The 16,910-nt window shown below is 67.7% G+C and carries 14 protein-coding genes; 1 reads left to right on the forward strand and 13 read right to left on the reverse strand.

Going from position 1 to position 16,910, the window contains the following annotated elements; all coding sequences use genetic code 11:
* Positions 1-107 precede the first annotated feature (107 nt).
* The 10 genes from F8178_RS11045 to F8178_RS11085 all read right to left on the reverse strand — a co-directional run bounded on the left by F8178_RS11045 (position 108) and on the right by F8178_RS11085 (position 11,598).
* Entirely contained in the window at positions 108-803 is a 696-nt protein-coding gene (locus tag F8178_RS11045) for an ATP-binding cassette domain-containing protein (protein WP_317494655.1), read from the reverse strand.
* 19 nt (positions 804-822) lie between these two features.
* The gene (locus tag F8178_RS11050; RefSeq protein WP_317494656.1) at positions 823-2,907 is read right to left on the reverse strand and encodes a hypothetical protein; all 2,085 of its coding nucleotides are present in this window, start codon (positions 2,905-2,907) and stop codon (positions 823-825) included.
* Positions 2,908-3,038: 131 nt separating this feature from the next.
* Positions 3,039-3,431, reverse strand: coding sequence for a lactococcin 972 family bacteriocin (locus F8178_RS20415; RefSeq protein WP_396345317.1), 393 nt, complete (start codon positions 3,429-3,431; stop codon positions 3,039-3,041).
* A 210-nt stretch (positions 3,432-3,641) separates the two neighbouring features.
* Positions 3,642-4,514 carry a phosphate ABC transporter ATP-binding protein PstB gene (gene pstB, locus F8178_RS11055; protein ID WP_317494657.1) on the reverse strand — a complete coding sequence of 291 codons (873 nt, stop codon included), beginning with the start codon at positions 4,512-4,514 and terminating at the stop codon, positions 3,642-3,644.
* A gap of 30 nt (positions 4,515-4,544) precedes the next feature.
* Entirely contained in the window at positions 4,545-5,375 is an 831-nt protein-coding gene (pstB, locus tag F8178_RS11060) for a phosphate ABC transporter ATP-binding protein PstB (protein ID WP_396345386.1), read from the reverse strand.
* 7 nt (positions 5,376-5,382) lie between these two features.
* Positions 5,383-6,315, reverse strand: a complete 933-nt coding sequence (gene pstA, locus F8178_RS11065; protein ID WP_317494659.1) for a phosphate ABC transporter permease PstA — start codon at positions 6,313-6,315, stop codon at positions 5,383-5,385.
* Positions 6,312-7,295, reverse strand: coding sequence for a phosphate ABC transporter permease subunit PstC (gene pstC, locus F8178_RS11070; RefSeq protein ID WP_317494660.1), 984 nt, complete (start codon positions 7,293-7,295; stop codon positions 6,312-6,314). The genes pstA and pstC overlap by 4 nt, the downstream gene beginning before the upstream one ends.
* A 90-nt stretch (positions 7,296-7,385) precedes the next feature.
* Entirely contained in the window at positions 7,386-8,516 is a 1,131-nt protein-coding gene (gene pstS, locus F8178_RS11075; protein WP_317494661.1) for a phosphate ABC transporter substrate-binding protein PstS, read from the reverse strand.
* A 158-nt stretch (positions 8,517-8,674) separates the two neighbouring features.
* Positions 8,675-11,248: a bifunctional FO biosynthesis protein CofGH gene (locus F8178_RS11080; RefSeq protein WP_317494662.1), complete on the reverse strand. Its 2,574-nt coding sequence runs from the start codon at positions 11,246-11,248 to the stop codon at positions 8,675-8,677.
* Positions 11,249-11,301: 53 nt separating this feature from the next.
* Positions 11,302-11,598: a hypothetical protein gene (locus F8178_RS11085; RefSeq protein ID WP_317494663.1), complete on the reverse strand. Its 297-nt coding sequence runs from the start codon at positions 11,596-11,598 to the stop codon at positions 11,302-11,304.
* A gap of 389 nt (positions 11,599-11,987) precedes the next feature.
* On the opposite strand from F8178_RS11085, the gene F8178_RS11090 reads away from it, so the two are divergent.
* On the forward strand, positions 11,988-13,238 hold the full coding sequence (locus tag F8178_RS11090) for a serpin family protein (protein WP_317494664.1): 1,251 nt from the start codon (positions 11,988-11,990) through the stop codon (positions 13,236-13,238).
* Between the two features lie 24 nt (positions 13,239-13,262).
* On the opposite strand, the gene F8178_RS11095 is transcribed toward F8178_RS11090, so the two are convergent.
* From F8178_RS11095 to F8178_RS11105, 3 genes are read right to left on the reverse strand one after another with little or no spacing between them, the layout of a single operon-like run.
* A complete protein-coding gene (locus F8178_RS11095; protein ID WP_317494665.1) occupies positions 13,263-14,180 on the reverse strand; it encodes a carbohydrate ABC transporter permease in 918 nt (305 codons plus the stop codon).
* Complete coding sequence (locus F8178_RS11100; RefSeq protein ID WP_317494666.1) at positions 14,177-15,556, reverse strand: sugar ABC transporter permease; 1,380 nt, start codon at positions 15,554-15,556, stop codon at positions 14,177-14,179. The genes F8178_RS11095 and F8178_RS11100 overlap by 4 nt, the downstream gene beginning before the upstream one ends.
* 18 nt (positions 15,557-15,574) lie before the next feature.
* Entirely contained in the window at positions 15,575-16,903 is a 1,329-nt protein-coding gene (locus F8178_RS11105) for an ABC transporter substrate-binding protein (RefSeq protein ID WP_317494667.1), read from the reverse strand.
* Positions 16,904-16,910 lie beyond the last annotated feature (7 nt).

A 16,910-nucleotide genomic window follows, 5' to 3' on the forward strand; every position in this document is an offset into this window, starting at 1 on the left:
GTTGGACGAGCCCAGTCCACACCGAGCAGGCGAAGGCCACCGCCGGTTATCGAACAGGGTCGGCGGGACACGAAGCAATGGGCAGCAGGTGGTCCAGTTCCAGGCGTTCAGTCGCTGCTCACCTCGGCGTCGTGAAGTGAGTTCGATTGACTGTTTTCTCGGGGAACCTGTTCATGCCTTAAGCTTGTGACATCGAATGTGGCGTCGCATCTGCTCTGGATGTAGTGGCTGTGGGTGGCGATGAGCACGGTACAACCCGCGTCGCTCATCTCCCGCAGCGTGTCGATGACCATGGCGGCGTTGGCGCTGTCCAACGCGCCTGTCGGCTCGTCTGCCAGTACCAGGGACGGCTGCTTGACCAGTAGACGGGCGAGGGCGACTCGCTGTTGCTCACCGCCACTGAGGTGATGGATCTCCTCCTTCTCCTGCCCGGCGAGCCCGACGTGTTCGAGCGCGTCACGGTAGCGGGGACGCCGAGCCCGACGGGCTCTGACCGCGATCTCCAGGTTCTCGACCACCGTTGCGGTTTCGATGAGCGCGTAGTTCTGAAAGAGGTAGCCGAGGACGTCGCGCCGGAACCGGCGGCGCGCCCTGCTACCGAACCGTGTGATGTCCGTGCCCTCATATAGGATCTGCCCGCTGTCCGGCCATTCAAGCAGGCCGATGCAGTTGAGCAGTGTGGACTTTCCAGCCCCGCTGGGTCCGGTCACCGCCAGCATTTCGCCGCTGTGGACGGTAACATCGAGATCTGACCACAATGTGCGGCGGCCGAAGGACTTGGACAGGTTCTTCACAGCGATCACAGTCGGGCTCCCGGTTCGCTCAGACGTCGGCAGCGTGGGCTTTGACGATGCGCCGGTGGGCCAGGCCCACGGCAACAACAAGCATGGTCATCGCGAGCGCGGCTACCCCCGCTGCGGGAGCGAGCTCCCACCAGTTGGGTTGCGGTAGTGTCGGCGGCGGTGGAACACCTCGTTCGGTGAACCGCTCGAGCGCGGTGGTTCTGGACCAGATATTCCATCCGACCCAGCTGAGGAGCGCGCAGGCGACGAGGGTGTCCAACAGGAACAGCTTGCGGTGGATCGCCAAGAAGGTCCAGCCGCTGATGTGCTTGGCGAAGATGGTCTGGGCATTCTTGCGTCCATAGATCACGCACACGCCGAGGCCGGTAACGAACAGCACGAGCACGCCCGCCATCAGGGTCAACGCGCCGAGCCGCAGCTCGTGTGCTGCTTCTGCGTGTTCAGCGGCGGCCCGGCCAGCCACGGGCGCGAGCTCGGTGATGTGTTCGCGCGGCACTTCCCTACCGATGGCATCCAACGCGTCCTGGCGATCTCGGAAGATGACCCCATCGCGGGTCGCCATCGCGGTGTAGTCGATCGGTGAGGTCACCGGCGATCCATTGGGGACCACCACCAGCACCGGATCATCGAGCATCAATCTGTCGATCAGGGCGGTCATCTCGTCGGATTGGAAGGTTGCCACCGCCTGGCCGTCCCGCGCCCACATGTGCTCCACACCGGCCTCATGCACCCGCGCCCCCTGATCCGCGGGATTGATCATGGAGGGCACGCGTTCGGTGATCGTGTCGGCGTGCTCGTGGAGCTTCTCCGGGACGAGAATTCGCACTCTATCGTCCCCTGGCTCGGGAACGTAGCGATTCCCTTCCGGGTCCAGGATCTGCTGCTCGGCCAGGAAGGTCTCGTTCACTCGGAGCACATGTCCTGCGGGAAGCCCGGCTCCCGGCGGGGCGATCTCTGCCAGTAGCCGATGGTAGCTGACGATGACCTGCCCACGATCATCAGCGCTGCGCAGCCACCGACCCACTTGATCCGACATCGCCTCCGAAGTCTCGGGGGTGCGGCTGCCGCGGAACGCGACATACGTCGCATCCTCCCCCAGCGAGGCAACTTCCTCATGGTGCGCTTCCTGCTGCTGCACCTGCTGCCACGACCCCACCGTCATACCGCCGAGCAGTAACACGAGCAGCGCTGCCGCAACCCGAACCAGGTAGGTGCTGGCCATCGCAGGCCGCGTCGCCACAGCTCCTTGCAGGCCACGAACGATGCTGCTGCGGGTAGCCAGCACTAGCGCGCCCGCGTGCGCGAGAATCGCGAGCAGGCTGAGCGTACCCGCGAGACCGACCGCGACCAGGGAGAACAGTCCCACCCGAGCGAAACCGTTGTACAGGCCGAGCACAACCAGCGTGATCGCCGCCACGACCGCAACGGCGATCAGCCAGAACGGGGCCAGCCTGCGCAGGTCCCGTCGGAGCATCGACGGCAACGACATGCCGTGCAAACGCAGCACAGCGTACTCCTTGGCGCTCAACAACACACTGGCACCGACGATCAGTACGACGCCGAGCGCCACGACGCCGAAGACCAGCCCGAGTTCCGCCGCTTGAGACTGGATGTGCTGCCTGGGGTCGAAAGGTGGGACCACGTCCCCGGTGAGTCCAAGTTCGGCGAACTCAGCCTGCAGCGCTTTGACCGCGTCTTCGGACCCGTACACGTGGTAGGCACCCCGCGGGTCGGGATCACTGATCTGATCCAACGTATGGGTGTGAAAACGCATGCCGCCGCTGAACGAGGAATACCCGCGCTCCAGCCATGATGCGGGAGCAGAATCGGGATCGCCCGCAGCGATGAACAGATGTGAGACGCGGTCGGGCTCGCGAATGTCGCTTTCCTGTCGCACTACCGAGATATCGTGATCATGCGCGAAATTACGGACCATGCTTCCAGCTTGAACTGCGCTGGCGGAACCATCGGTGTCTTTGATCCAGATGTCGGCTGTGTAATCCAATGCGGCCTGTTCGTCGAGCTCCTCCAACACCAGGAAGGCGAGCATTGTCGAGGCGACGAGCAGGGCAAGGTGAACGATCTTGACCGCGCGGTGACGCAAGCGAATTCCCCTCAGGATGCACCTGTACTCCCCGACGCACAGGGGTGACATGCAGCGCTGTACGCTGACACGTCACCCCTGCGGCCGCGCTTGCGCACCCAGCCAAGCGCCCCGGGGATCAGATCAACTAACTAGCAGGTGTTCCTCCAGTAGGCATGAATGGTGCTGAACCCGTCCCGACTGACCTCTGCGTATGCCCAGTTACCTGCCGGGGTGTCGGGGCTCCGAACAATATTGTCGCCGGATATGGCAGTCGAGCCATGACACCGAGTTCCATGGTAGTAATTCGAGTAGCCCGAGAATGCGCTCGTGCCGTAATGCCACTCACCACCACCCACAAACTCAACACTGTCCAGCGTGGATGGACTATCCGGGTCCATTTCCGTCCCCCCACTATCGGCCAGAGCAGCACCGCCTCCACCGACGATGAGCGCACCCGCAGCGGCAACGGCCAGTAGACCACGCTGAAGCAACTTACTCATGAATCCCCCAATCCAGATCGCATGCCCCGGCGTATCGGGCATGGGTCATCTACGTGACCGAGCGTATGAACTATCGGACGCTGTGTCAAAGAGCCAGCGACAGCACTCCGACCGTCCTGGCCTGCCCGGCCAGTATGGATCGGTCCGATCGACGCAGCGGAGGCGCGAACGCTTCGCCGGAGTGGCGTCACACTCCACAATGCGCCCCGAGTTGCCCGTGCCTACGGCCGGACCGAGAGTACACCGGCCCCGTCAGCCGAAGCGGCCGGAGATGTAGTCCTCGGTGCGCTGATCCCGAGGGGCGCTGAAGATGCGTCGGGTGGTGTCGCACTCCACGAGACGTCCCGTGCGGTCGCCGCCAGGGGTCACCTCGGTGGTGAAGAACGCCGTCATGTCCGATACCCGCGCGGCCTGCTGCATGTTGTGGGTCACGATGACGATCGTGTAGTGCGTCACCATCGACTGGATGAGGTCCTCGATCCGTGTCGTGGCGACCGGATCCAACGCCGAGCACGGCTCATCCATCAACACCACATCCGGCTCCACCGCGATCGCCCGCGCGATACACAACCGCTGCTGCTGGCCACCCGACAGCGTCAGCGCGCTGGCCGAGAGCTTGTCTTTGACCTCGTCCCACAGCGCCGCTCCCCGCAGCGCGCGCTCCACGACATCGTCCATCGATGACCGGCGCACACCGGTGACACGGGGTCCGTAGGCGACGTTGTCGTAAATGGACTTGGGAAACGGGTTAGGTTTCTGGAACACCATCCCGATACGCCTACGCACCTCGGTCGCGTCGATGTTTCCGGCGTAGATGTCGGTGCCGCGGTAGCGCACGGAGCCGCTCACCCTGGCGGCGGGCACGAGGTCGTTCATCCGGTTCAGGCAACGCAACACCGTCGACTTGCCACATCCGGAGGGTCCGATGAGCGCCGATACGCGGTGTCCGGAGATGTCCAGGTTCACGTCGGCCACCGCGTGGAAACCCGAGTAGTACACGTTCAGCTCGCGGCAGGACAGCACCGGCTGCCCTGTGCTGTCAGCGCTCCCGGTCAACGCGATAGGGCTCGCGCTATCCGGTTGCCGGTGTACGGGTGGGGAGGCGGTGTGCTCGGTTCGCGTCATGGTGTCGTTCCTCCTGCCGGGCCCGGCCGGTCAGCCGAACCTCCCGGCCACGTAGTCCTCGGTGCGCTGATCGGATGCGTTGGTGAAGATGGTGTTCGTTGTGTCGAACTCGATGAGCGTTCCCGCGCGGTGGCCCGAGCTGTCGGCGTCGCCGACGCTGAAGAACGCCGTCATGTCCGACACCCGCGCGGCCTGCTGCATGTTGTGGGTCACGATGATGATCGTGTAGCTGTCCTTGAGCTGCTGGATGAGGTCCTCGATGGCCAGTGTCGCGATCGGATCCAACGCCGAGCACGGCTCATCCATCAACACCACATCCGGCTCCACCGCGATCGCCCGCGCGATACACAACCGCTGCTGCTGGCCACCCGACAGCGCTAGACCACTGCTCCGCAGCTTGTGCTCGACCTCGCTCCACAGCCCCACCCGGCGCAGGCAGTCCTCCACCAGCCCATCGAGGTCTCCACGGAACCCGTTCAGCCGGGGGCCGAACGCGACGTTGTCGTACACCGACACCGGGAACGGGTTGGGTTTCTGGAACACCATCCCGATTCGCCTGCGCACCTCGGCCGGGTCGATGTCGGCGGCGTGGATGTCCTCGCCGTTGTAGCGCACGGTGCCGCTCACCCTGGCGCCGGGGATGAGCTCGTTCATCCGGTTCAGGCAGCGCAGCACCGTCGACTTGCCACATCCAGAGGGTCCGATCAGCGCCGTCACCCGGTTGCGCCCGAGGTTCATCGTGACGTCCCGTACCGCGGTGAGGCCGCCATAAGAGCAAGCGACATCGGTGAGCTCGAACACCGCACCATCCGACGGCGCCGCCTCATCACGCGAAGCGTGCGTAGCCTGGCTGTCGATCATCATCCGTTCACCCCCGTCGTTTCGTCGTCCGCGAGCCGATCCAGCGCGCGAGGATCACCATGATCAGCACCAGCAGGAAGAGGCTCAGCGCCCCGCCCCATGCGCGTTCGATCCCCGCCTCGAACGGCTGGTTGATCCCGCGATAGACCTGCAACGGGATCGCGCTCTGCGCCGCGTCGGTGAACGCCGTGACCACCACCTGCGACCCCAGTGCGGTCAGGATCAGCGGCGCAGTCTCCCCGATCCCGCGCGCGATCGCCAGCATCGACCCGGTCGCCAGCCCGGGCGCGGCGGCTGGCAACACCGTCCGCACGATCGTGGTGGCCTTGCCCGCGCCGAGCGCGCGACTGGCGTTGCGCCACTCGTCGGGTACGAGCTTGAGCATCTCCTCGGCCGAGCGCGTGATGATCGGCAGCATGATGATCGCGATCGCCACCGCGGCCGGGAACGTGCCGAAGCCGAGGGCACCGATCAGCAGGCCGTACACGAACAGGCCAACGAAGATCGACGGGATGCCGGTCATGACGTCGGTGAAGAACCGGATCGCCATCGCCAGCTTGCCGCCGCCGTACTCCACGAGGTAGATCGCGGTGGCGATGCCCAGCGGCACGGAGTACAGGATCGCGTGCAGCATGATGTAGGCGGTGCCGAAGAAACCGGCCGCGTAGCCGCCGCCGTCGCGCCGCCACGGCGGTTCGTTCTCCACGAAGAACCCCACATCCAGCACACCGGCACCCCGGTAGGCGGTGTAGCCGATGATCAGTGCGAGCGGGAGCATGCCCAGCGCCATGGCCACGGTCAGCAGCCCGGTACAGAGCCGGTTCTTGATCGTGCGCCACGGCGCGTTGCCCTGCTTGTCCCGCAAGCTCCGGTGGCCCGTAGCGGTGCGTGACGGGCCGCCTCGCTCGGTCCGATCGCTACTGTCGAGGAAGGTGCTCATACCGCGGAATCCCCCGTGACCCGGCCCAGCCGCCAGACGAGCAGCCGCGCACCGACGTTGATGCTCATGGTGACCACGAACAGCGCGACCCCGATGGCCATCAGCCCCCGCACCGCCTCGGGCGAGGCGTCCTGGAAGGTGGCGGCGATGTGGGCGGCCATGGTGTCGCCTGCGAACAGCAGGCTCACGTCCCACTGCTGCGAGCTGCCGACCAGCATCAGCACCGCGATGGTCTCGCCGACGGCACGGCCGAGGCCGAGCATGGTGCCGCCGACGATGCCGGAGAAGCTGGACGGCAGCACCACGTTGCCGATCACCTCCAGCCGGGTCGCGCCCAGCGCGTAGGCCGCGTGCTGCGCATCGGTCGGGTTCACCGCGAACACCTCGCGGATGACGGCGGTCATGATGGGCAGGATCATGATCGCGAGCACGATGCCCGCGCCGAGGTAGCTCGGGCCGAGCATCGGCCCCTCGAACAGCGGGAACCAGCCGAACCAGCGCTCGAGCGGTTCGAGCACGTAGGGTCGCAACACCACGGGGAGGAACCAGAACATCCCCCACATGCCGAAGATGACGCTGGGAACCGCCGCCAGCATCTCGACGGTGTAGGACAGCGGGTTCCGGATCCGGCGTGGTGCGAGCTGGGTGATGTACAGCGCGACGGCGATGGCCAGCGGCAGCGCGATCACGATGGCGATCATCGCGGTCACCAGCGTGCCGTAGATGAACGGCCAGGCACCGTACGTACCGGTGATCTCGTGCCGCGCGTATCCGGCATCCCACACGTCGCCGAGCAGGAAGCCGAAGAAACCCTCGCTGGCCAGCACGGGCCACGCGTCGTGAACGGTGGTGACCACCATCAGGGCCAGCACGATCAGCACCGTGGTAGCGGCGATGGTCACGAACCAGCGGAAGACGGGGTCGGCCAGCCGCCGCCTGCCGCGCAGGGTGGGTGTGGCACCGGGAACGGTGACCGGCATCGGCAATGCTCCTGAAGGGTCGTCGAGCGGCGGGCGACCCGGGCGGGCGTCTCCCGACCTCGCGGCCGCGCCCGCCCCGGTAGGGACAGGTCAGTTCTCGACTTCGGCGCCGTCGACGGCCTTGCTGTTGATCCGCTCGATCTCCCCGGTCACCCGCTCGGCCAGCTCCTCGCCCATCGGTGCGTAGCCGAGCTCCAGCGCCAGCTCGCGAGCCTCGTCCGAGGTGACGGCCCACGTCCAGTAATCCCGCAGGATCTCGCCGGTGGTCTCGTCGTAACCGCACTCGTAGGTGAAGATCCAGTTCGTCCCGGCGATCGGGTAGCCGGTGCCGCCGATGTCGTCGATATCGAACTGGAAGCCCTCGGGGATTTCCGCCTCCTCCGAGGCCTCGGTCGTCGCCTCCAGCGTGGGGTAGACGGCTTCACCGTCGGCGTTGATCACCTGCGCCTGCGGCATGCCGGCCTCGAGCGCGTAGGCCTGGTTGACGTAGCCGAGCGCCCCGGTGTTCTGGTTGATGTTGGCCGACACGCCCTCGTTGCCCTGGCCGCCGACGGTTCCGGACGCCCACTGCACCTCGGTGCCCTCGCCGTAGTTCTCGGCCCATTCGTCGACCTCGTGGGACAGGTAGTGGGTGAACACGTAGGTGGTTCCGGAACCGTCGGAGCGGTGAACCGGAACGATGTCCTGATCCGGCAGGTCCATGTCGGGATTGAGCTCGGCCAGCTCCGGATCGCTGTAGTTGGTGATTTCGCGGTCGAAGATCTTGGCGATCGTCTCCGCGGTGAGCACCATCCCGTCGAGGTCCTGGTCGTTGAACGCGATCACCACCGAGCCAAAGAGCACGGGGAACTGGATCGGCTCGCAGTCCTCGACACCCGTGGCATCCACCCTGGACTGCCGTGCCTCGGACAGGTCGACGTCGTCGAGGTACCGCTCCGAGGAACCGAAGTCCACCGTGCTCTCCAGGAACTGCTCGATCCCGCCGCCGGAGCCGATGCTCTGGTAGTTGATGCTGACGCCCGGTTGTTCGGCGCCGTAGGCCTGCTGCCATTCCTGGAACACCGGTGTCGGGAAGGTCGCCCCCGCTCCGGTCAGACTGCCGGACAGTTCCCCGCCGTCGGGTGCGTTTCCGCCGCCGTCACCGTCCCCCGTGCCGCAGGCCGCCAGTACCAGGACCGGGGCGGCCGCGCAGGCGACGGCCGTGGAACGCCATCTGTGCATGTTCGAGCTCCTTCGGGAAGGTTCGCCAGTCGTTCGAGAACGCGCCATCGCGTCCCGCACGGGAACCTACGAAGGAGACATGAACGGATGGTGGCTTACGCTGAACCCGAGGTAGCGGCCAGGTACACAGCAATACCCGGCCACAGTGACCTGCATGATCACTCGGAAGTGTGATGCATCGCACACACAGCGGGGGACGGGACACGGTCGACGGAGCCGTAGGTGGTGGTGCGTTGCCTCGCGGGCCTGCCCGCCAGACCCGCGAGACGCTCCAGCTCCTCGACCGTGCGGGACGAGCCGTGCTCGGAGCCCGCCATCCGCGAGATGGTCTCCTCCATCAGCGTGCCGCCCACGTCGTTGACGCCACCACGCAGCACCTGTGCGGTGCCTTCCTCGCCGAGCTTGACCCAGGAACACTGCACGTTGGCAATCCTGCCGTGCAGGGCGAGCCGGGCGAAGGCGTGCACCGCACGGTTGTCCCGCACCGTCGGGCCGGGGCGGGCCACCCCAGCCAGGTAGATCGGCGCGTTGTGGTGGACGAACGGCAGCGCCACGAACTCGGTGAACCCGGCGGCGCCGTGCTCGGCGGCGCTGTCGGCCACCCCGGCCAGCACCCGCAGATGCCCGAGCCAGTGTTCCGGGTGGTCGACATGCCCGTACATCATCGTGCTGCTCGACGGGATTCCCAACCGGTGTGCCGTGCTGATCACGTCGACCCAGCTCGCCGCGGGCAGCTTGCCCTTGGTCAGCACCCAGCGGACGTCGTCGTCGAGGATCTCCGCCGCAGTGCCTGGCACCGAATCGAGACCGGCATCGCGCAGCTCGGTGAGCCATTCGGTGACGCTCACACCGGACTTCGCCGCCGCCGAGACGACCTCCATCGGCGAGAACGCGTGCACGTGCATGCCGGGCACGCGGGCCTTGATCGCGCGTAAGATCTCGGCGTAGTAGGTCACCGGGAGCTGGGGATCGATGCCCCCCTGCATGCACACCTCGGTCGCACCGGCCTCGGCAGCCTCGGCGGCCCGCTCGGCGACCTCGGCCGCCGACAGCCGGAACGCGTCGGCGTCGCGCTCCCGCTGCGCGAAGGCGCAGAACCGGCACCCGACGTAGCAGACATTGGAGAAGTTGATGTTCCGGTTGACCACATAGGTCACGTCGTCGCCAACGACGTCGGCGCGCAGCTCGTCGGCCAGCCCGGCCAGCGAGTCCAGCGCGGCCCCGTCCGCGGTGAGCAGCGCCATCGCGGCGCCGGCGTTGGCCTCGTCGAGCAGCGCGGCCGGGTCACGCTGCGCTAGGTCGAGCCCGGTCTTCGTGTCGCCGTCCAGACGCTCCGACACCCGTTGGGCGGCCACCTGGTCGCGCAGCACCTCCCAGTCACCGTAGATGCTGTCGAAGTCGCCGCGCCTGTCGCCGGTCCTGCCCTCGGTGTCGATGGCCTCGTGCAAGTCGGCGCGCCCCGTGGTGGCGGTCCCGCCGTCGGGTTCCTGCCACGGTCTGCCCGCCGCGACGGCATCCGATGCGGCGAGCCCGTCGGCACCCGCCAGTGCCCGCACGTGGTCGTGCAACCGGATGTCGATCCACTTCTCCGGTACCCGGACGTACCGCGGATACGCCGTCAGCCGCTCGCGCAGCTCGAAACCCGCACCGGAGGTCCAACCTTCCAGCGCGTCGATCTGCGGCCACGGCCGCTCGGGGTTGACGTGGTCGGGCGTCACGGGGGACACGCCGCCCCAGTCGTCGATGCCCGCGCGCAGCAGCAGGTCGTGTTCGTCACCGGCGAGGTTCGGCGGCGCCTGCACGCTCACCCCCGGCGGCATCAACAACCGCGCCACCGCCACCGTCGCGGCCAGCTCCACCAGGTCCGCGTCCGGCTCGCCACGCATCGCGGTATCCGGCTTGGCCCGGAAATTCTGCACGATGACTTCCTGGATGTTGCGGTACTGCCTGGCACGCCGCCGGATGGCGTGCAGCGACTCGGCGCGCTCGGTCAGGTTCTCGCCGATGCCGACCAGGATGCCGGTGGTGAACGGCACCCCCACACGTCCGGCGTCGTCGAGCACCCGCAGCCGTACCGCCGGCTCCTTGTCCGGGCTGCCGTAGTGCGGCTGCCCGCGCTCCGACCACAGGCGCTCGGCCGTGGTCTCCAGCATCATGCCCATGCTCGGCGCGACCGGTTTGAGTCGCTGGATCTCTTCCCAGCTCATCACGCCCGGGTTGAGGTGCGGCAGCAGCCCGGTCTCCTCGAGCACCGCGATCGAGCAGGCCCGTACGTAGTCGAGTGTGGAGGCGTACCCGCGGTGTTCGAGCCACTCCCTCGCCTGCGGCCACCGGTCCTCAGGGCGGTCCCCCAGGGTGAACAGCGCTTCCTTGCAGCCCGCCTCGGCCCCGGCGCGGGCAATCTCGACGACCTCGTCACGCTCAAGGAACAGGTGGTCGAGCTTGCCTGGCACCGAGACGAAGGTGCAGTAGTGGCAGCGATCGCGACACAGCCTGGTCAGCGGGACGAACACCTTCCGGCTGTAGGTCACCACGCCGGGGCGGCCCTGATCGACCAGGTGCGCGTCCCGCACCCGTGCCGCGGCGGTGAGCAACCGCTCCAGCTCCTCCCCACGAGCGTGCAGCAGTGTCGTCGCTTCGGTGACATCGAGCGTCGCCCCGTCCTCGGCCCGGCGCAGCGCGCGACGTAGGGCTGAGCTGTTCGGTGGTGCGATCGGTTGCGAATCGGCCATGATCGCGAGGCTACGGGCGAGCGCCGCTCGCCCGCCAGGATTCGCTCGGTGGTTCAGATGGCGGGAGAGCGCCCGCGATCGGAGGATCGCGCGGTGTACGGACCGCCTGCCGAGGCGTGCCCGGCCGCCTGTCCCGCACCGGCGAATGCGCCGACGGATTGTTCGGAACGCCGCTTGCGCGCCGAGCGGGCAAGGCCGAGCAGCATGCCGCTCACCCCGCCGATCACCGCGATCAGACCGACGGGCCCCAGCAGGCCGAACGGCACCCCGGCCGGTGTGACCTGCGCGACAGTGAACGTGGTGGCCGCAGCCGTGCCCGACCCGACGAGCAGGAGTGTTGCTGCCCCCACGATGCTCAGCCCCGCGTGTCGAGCGCATCGCGCGACGGCGATTCGCCGCGAATGTCGACTACGCACGGAAAGCACCTCCAGCCTTGCGCCTCACTAACCCTAGCGAGGGATGGCCAACTGCGTCGCCCAGAAACTACCGGAAGTGAGACCCATTGAGCGCATCGGGTCCCCACTCGGCGCAGCAGGTCACCTGTCTATCGCAATGCATCGTCCCCCAACCCCCGCGCGGGCACCCTCAGCGACGCGCACGTTCCCGGCACCGTCACCCCACCGTGCGGATCCAAGCAGACAGGCAACCGCGCCACGGTGACGAGACGTCTTCCCAACGACCATCACGGCACCAGATACCGAACACCCAGATACCGAACACACTGATACCGGAGACACGGATGCGGACACGAACGGCCGGGCTGCTGGCGGGGACGGCGCTCGGGCTGGCGGCGTGTGGGCAGGCGGGTGCCGCTGCCGGTGACATCGACCGGATCGACAGGGACCTGGCGGACCATCCCGACACGGTGATCAGCGAGACCGCCGCCGGGTTCGACGCGTTCGGCTTCGCCCTGCTCGACGAGCTCATGGCCGGTGCGGGCGAACCGAACGTGGCGTTGAGCCCGCTGTCGGCGGGCGCGGCGCTGTCGCTGATCCTCGCGGGGGCCGGTGGACAGACGGCCGGGGAGATCGCCGACGTTCTCGGCGTCGAGGAGGACGCGCCCGCCGAGGGAGAGGTCGGAGCGCTGTTGCTGGAGCTGGCCGACACCGACGACGTCCACCTCGCCCTCGCTAACGCGGTGTGGACGACGCCCGGCTACCCGCTGACCGACCGGTTCCGCGAGACCGCCACCGGGGCGCTCGGCGCGAGTGTCGACGAGCTCGACCTGAGCGACGTCGACGAAGTCACCGAGATCGACGAGTGGGCAAACAACCGAACCGGCGGGTTGATCGACGAGATCACCGAAGCGCTCGGACTGCCGCGCGGGAACGCGGTGGCCGTGCTGGCCAACGCCACCCACTTCGCCGGGACGTGGAGCACGGAGTTCGACCCCGACGACACCCGCGACGGCACGTTCACCAGGGACGACGGCTCGACCGTCACCGCGGAACTGATGGAGTCCGACGACATGCCCGCCGCGGTCGCCACCGCCGAGGACGGGGACACGCTGCTGGCGCGGCTGCCCTACGGGGAGGACGGCCGTTTCGGTTTCGAGGTGCTGCTGCCCGCCGACGGCACACCGGTCGGGGAGGCGCTGGACGGTCTCGGTGATCAGGGCTGGAGCGAGCTGTCCGAGCAGGCGAGCGAGGCGGACGGGTTGCGGGTGGTGCTGCCCCGGTTCACCGTCTCCTCCGAACACGATCTCACCGGGCCGTTGCACGAGCTGGGCATGCGCCGGGCGTTCGGCAACGGCCACGACTTCACCCCGATGTCGCTGGAGAACCCGTTCCTGGAGACGGTGGTGCAGAAAGCCGTCGTCGAGGTCGACGAGTCCGGAACCGAAGCCGCGGCGGTGACCGGCGGTGTGATGGTCGAGTCCGCACCGATGCTCACCGAGGTGGTCGTCGACCGGAGCTTCGCCTTCGCGGTGCGCGACACCGCCACCGGTGCCGCCCTCTTCCTCGGCGTCGTCGACGATCCCGGCGCGTGAACCCCACCGCCCAGTGCCATGTCCCTACTTCGTCGACCCCGCCAACACGCCCTGCACGAAGTAACGCTGCAACGAGAAGAACACGACCAGCGGCACCATCATCGACAGGAAGGAGCCCGCGGCCAGCAGGTCGATGTTGGAACCGAACTGGCGTAGCTGCGACTGCAACGCGACGGTGATCGGCTGGTTGTCCTGTCCGGCGAACACGAGCGCGACCAGCAGGTCGTTCCACACCCACAGGAACTGGAAGATCGCAAGCGAGGCGATCGCGGGTAGCCCGACGGGCACCACCACCCGGCGGAAGATCACCCACTCCGACGCGCCGTCCATGCGTGCCGCTTCCAGCAGGTCCCTCGGGATCCCGGCGAAGAAGTTGCGTAGCAGGAACACCCCGAACGGCAGCCCGAACGCCACGTGGAACAGCACGACGCCCGCGATGGAACCGAACATCCCCAGCACGCTGTAGAGCTTCGCGATCGGGATCAGCGCCATCTGGATCGGCATGACCAGCATGGCCACAATGCCAAGCAGTAACCAGTCGCGGCCGCGGAAGTCGATCCACGCCAGCGCGTACGCAGCCAGCGAGGCAAGCACCACGACCAGCAACGTCGCCGGAACGGAGATCAGCACCGTGTTCCACAATGACCGGGCGAGCGCCTCGTCGCGCACCACGTTCTCGTAGTTGGCCACGGTGAGCTGGGCGGGCGCGGTGAACACCGTCCACCACCCGCTTGCGCGGTTATCCGCCTCGCTACGCAGCGACGAGACGAGCAGGCCGAGCACGGGCATCAACCAGAACAGCGCGACCACCACGAGCAGCCCGCCCAGGAGACGGCCTGTCAGCCAGCCGACCAGGCGGGAGGCGAGGCCACGGGCAGGGGGGTCGGGCACCTGCTCGCCCGCCGTGGTTCCCGTCGTGCCCGGCACCGCCACGACCGTCATGACGGTCCCTCCCTCCGGAGCCTGCGGATGTTGAACACCATGGCAGGCACCACCAGCAGGAACAGCAGCACCGCCAATGCGCTGCCCAGCCCTGGGTTGCCGCCCGCGCCGAACGACACCTGCCACATCTGCACAGCCAGCACGTTCGCCGCCGCCTGGGACGCCCCAGGGGCAACCACGTAGACCAGGTCGAAGATCTTGAGCACGTTGATCACCAGCGTGACGAACACGACAATCAGCACCGGCCCGAGCAGCGGGATCGTGACCTTGCGCAGCACCTGTCCCTCGCGGGCCCCGTCGACACGCGCGGCTTCGAGCACCTCGCGCGGGATAGCCGACAGCCCGGCGGCGATGAACGTCATCGCGAAACCGGTCATGATCCACACCCACGCGGAAATGATCACGGGGGTCACCAGCTCCGGCCCGAGCCAGGTCAGCCCGCGGAACGGTTCCGCGAAGTTCGCTCCAGGCAAGCGGATCGTGTACGCGCCGTCCGGGAGGTCACCGAACAGGAAGGTGCCGTCGTCGGCGGTGGTGGTCGTGGCCACCACTTCACCGTCACGCACCGCCTCGACCGCGAGCCCGGACATGCCCCGCTCGGCCGGATCGATCATCCCATCCCGGCCGGTGGCACCGGACACGTCCAGCCACACCACCCCGCGCAGCTCCCCCGGACTGCCCTCCGGTTCGCGCGCCTGGCGCGCCTGCTCCGGGGCGTCCTGCGGCCGCACACCGACCATGGGGACACTGACGACCTCGCCGGGACCGGCCGGTTCCGCGGTGGCGAAACCGGCCGGATCGCCATCGCGCGCGGGCACCATCTCGTCCTCGTACCGGGGCCGGGCCCCCGGGTACTGCGAGGCGGAGGCGAACATGTCGTGCACCGTCACCACCGCGGCGTTGGCCACCCCTAGCTCGGGATCGGTGTCGTAAACCAGCCGGAAGATGACCCCTGAGGCGAACAGCGAGATCGCCATCGGCATGAACAGCACCAGCCGGAATGCCGTCGCCCACCGGATGCGTTCGGTGAGCACCGCGAACAGCAGGCCGAACGAAGTCACCAGGGTGGGCGCCACCAGCACCCAGATGAGGCTGTTCCGCAAAGCCACCAAGGTCCGCTCGTCGGTGAACGCCGTGATGTAGTTGCCCAACCCGACGAACGTCTCCCCCGAGCTGTCGAACAGGCTCCTGCCGAAGGAATACGCCAGCGGGTAGGCGATGTAGAGGGTGAGCATCACCAGGCACGGCCACAGGAACAGCGCCGCGCGCCTGCCGCCACCACGCTGCGAGCCCGCCTCCTCGCCGGTCTCGTCGCCGGTGTCCGCTGTGCCGGTGTCGCCACCGTGAGCGGCGTGCCGCCTGCCGTCCACTCTCATCGGTCGAGCCACCCTCGGCTACTCGCCGTACGCGCGGGCCGCGCTCGACTCGAGCCGCTCCATCGTCCCCTCGATGTCGCCGGTATCGGAAAGGAAGTCCTGCAACTCGGCCCACATACCGGACCCGGGTGTCGCGCCGAACGCCGCCGGGGCAGTATCCGACAGGTCGAAGCGGACGTTCTCCCCGACATCCCGCAGTTGCTCCGCGATGTCCCGGCTCAGCTCGTCCGGGTAGGTGTCGAGCGGAACGTCGTGGTTGGGCGAGACGGACACCCCGCCCGCGGCGATGATCTCCCCCGCTTCCGCGGTAGCCAGGTAGGCCATCAGCTCCCGCGTCGCCTCGTCGTCGACGAACGCGACCGCGACATCGCCCCCCACGACCACGCTCTCCTCGGCCCCCTCGACGGTCGGGAACGGGAAGAACCGCGCCTGTTCGCCGAGAACCGCATCGGTGCTGACGTCGATCACCTCGCGCACGAAGTCCCCCTCGTAGATCGTCGCGGCCTCGGGATCCGGCCCGAACACGTTCACGATCGACGTCGAGAAGTCGGTCTGCAGCGCGCCGCTGACACCGCCTGCGAGGAAGTTCTCGTCGAACAGCTCGGCAAGTAACTCGAGCGTTTCCTCCACCGTCGGGTGCGTCCACGGCACCTCCCGTTCGCCCAGCCGGTCGTACATCTCGGGGCCGGCGATCCGCAGGTAGAGGTTCTCGAACCAGTCGGTCAACACCCATCCGTCGGAGCCACCGACGGACAACGGCGCGATGCCGCTGTCGGCCAGGACTCGCGCGGTCTCGAGCAGCTCATCCATCGTATCCGGCGGCGAGACGCCGACCTCGTCGAAGAGTTCCGTGTTGTACCAGAAGGTGGACTTGTTCGACGCCCTGACGTACACGCCGTATTCGGTGCCGTCGACCGTGCCCAGATCGCGCCACAGGTCGATGTAGTGCTCGGCCACCCGCTCCCGTGCCTCGCCGGGCAGCTCGACGAGCGCGCCGTCGCGGGCGAACTGCTCGACAAGCCCCGGCTGCGGGATCACCGCCACCTCCGGCGGGTCAGCCCCGTCGATACGTGTTTGCAGCACGGTGGCCAGGTCGTCGCCGATCGAGGCGTGCCGCACCTCGGCGCCGGTGGCGTCGGCAAACGCGGCCAGCATGTCGAGGAAGGCCTCCTGCTCGTCACCGGTCCACGGGGTGGCGACCTCGAGCTCGTGGCCGCTCAGGTCGGGCAGCCCGAGGTCGTCGAGGGCGGCCTCGCCGCCTCCGTTGGTCTCCGCGGGCGAGCAGGCCGCGAGTCCGAGTGCGGCGACCGTGGCGATCCCGATTCCTGCCTGCGGTTTCCGTAGCATGGGCCGA

The sequence above is a fragment of the Haloechinothrix sp. LS1_15 genome, from assembly GCF_033042135.1.
Lineage (GTDB): Bacteria > Actinomycetota > Actinomycetes > Mycobacteriales > Pseudonocardiaceae > Haloechinothrix.

Bases quoted from the DNA above. Each gene is read 5' to 3' on its own strand.
- F8178_RS20415 (WP_396345317.1), bottom strand. From the start codon at position 3,431: ATGCCCGATACGCCGGGGCATGCGATCTGGATTGGGGGATTCATGAGT.
- pstB (WP_317494657.1), bottom strand. From the start codon at position 4,514: ATGACGCGAACCGAGCACACCGCCTCCCCACCCGTACACCGGCAACCG.
- pstB (WP_396345386.1), bottom strand. From the start codon at position 5,375: ATGATCGACAGCCAGGCTACGCACGCTTCGCGTGATGAGGCGGCGCCG.
- pstA (WP_317494659.1), bottom strand. From the start codon at position 6,315: ATGAGCACCTTCCTCGACAGTAGCGATCGGACCGAGCGAGGCGGCCCG.
- pstC (WP_317494660.1), bottom strand. From the start codon at position 7,295: ATGCCGGTCACCGTTCCCGGTGCCACACCCACCCTGCGCGGCAGGCGG.
- pstS (WP_317494661.1), bottom strand. From the start codon at position 8,516: ATGCACAGATGGCGTTCCACGGCCGTCGCCTGCGCGGCCGCCCCGGTC.
- F8178_RS11080 (WP_317494662.1), bottom strand. From the start codon at position 11,248: ATGGCCGATTCGCAACCGATCGCACCACCGAACAGCTCAGCCCTACGT.
- F8178_RS11090 (WP_317494664.1), top strand. From the start codon at position 11,988: ATGCGGACACGAACGGCCGGGCTGCTGGCGGGGACGGCGCTCGGGCTG.
- F8178_RS11095 (WP_317494665.1), bottom strand. From the start codon at position 14,180: ATGACGGTCGTGGCGGTGCCGGGCACGACGGGAACCACGGCGGGCGAG.
- F8178_RS11100 (WP_317494666.1), bottom strand. From the start codon at position 15,556: ATGAGAGTGGACGGCAGGCGGCACGCCGCTCACGGTGGCGACACCGGC.
- F8178_RS11105 (WP_317494667.1), bottom strand. From the start codon at position 16,903: ATGCTACGGAAACCGCAGGCAGGAATCGGGATCGCCACGGTCGCCGCA.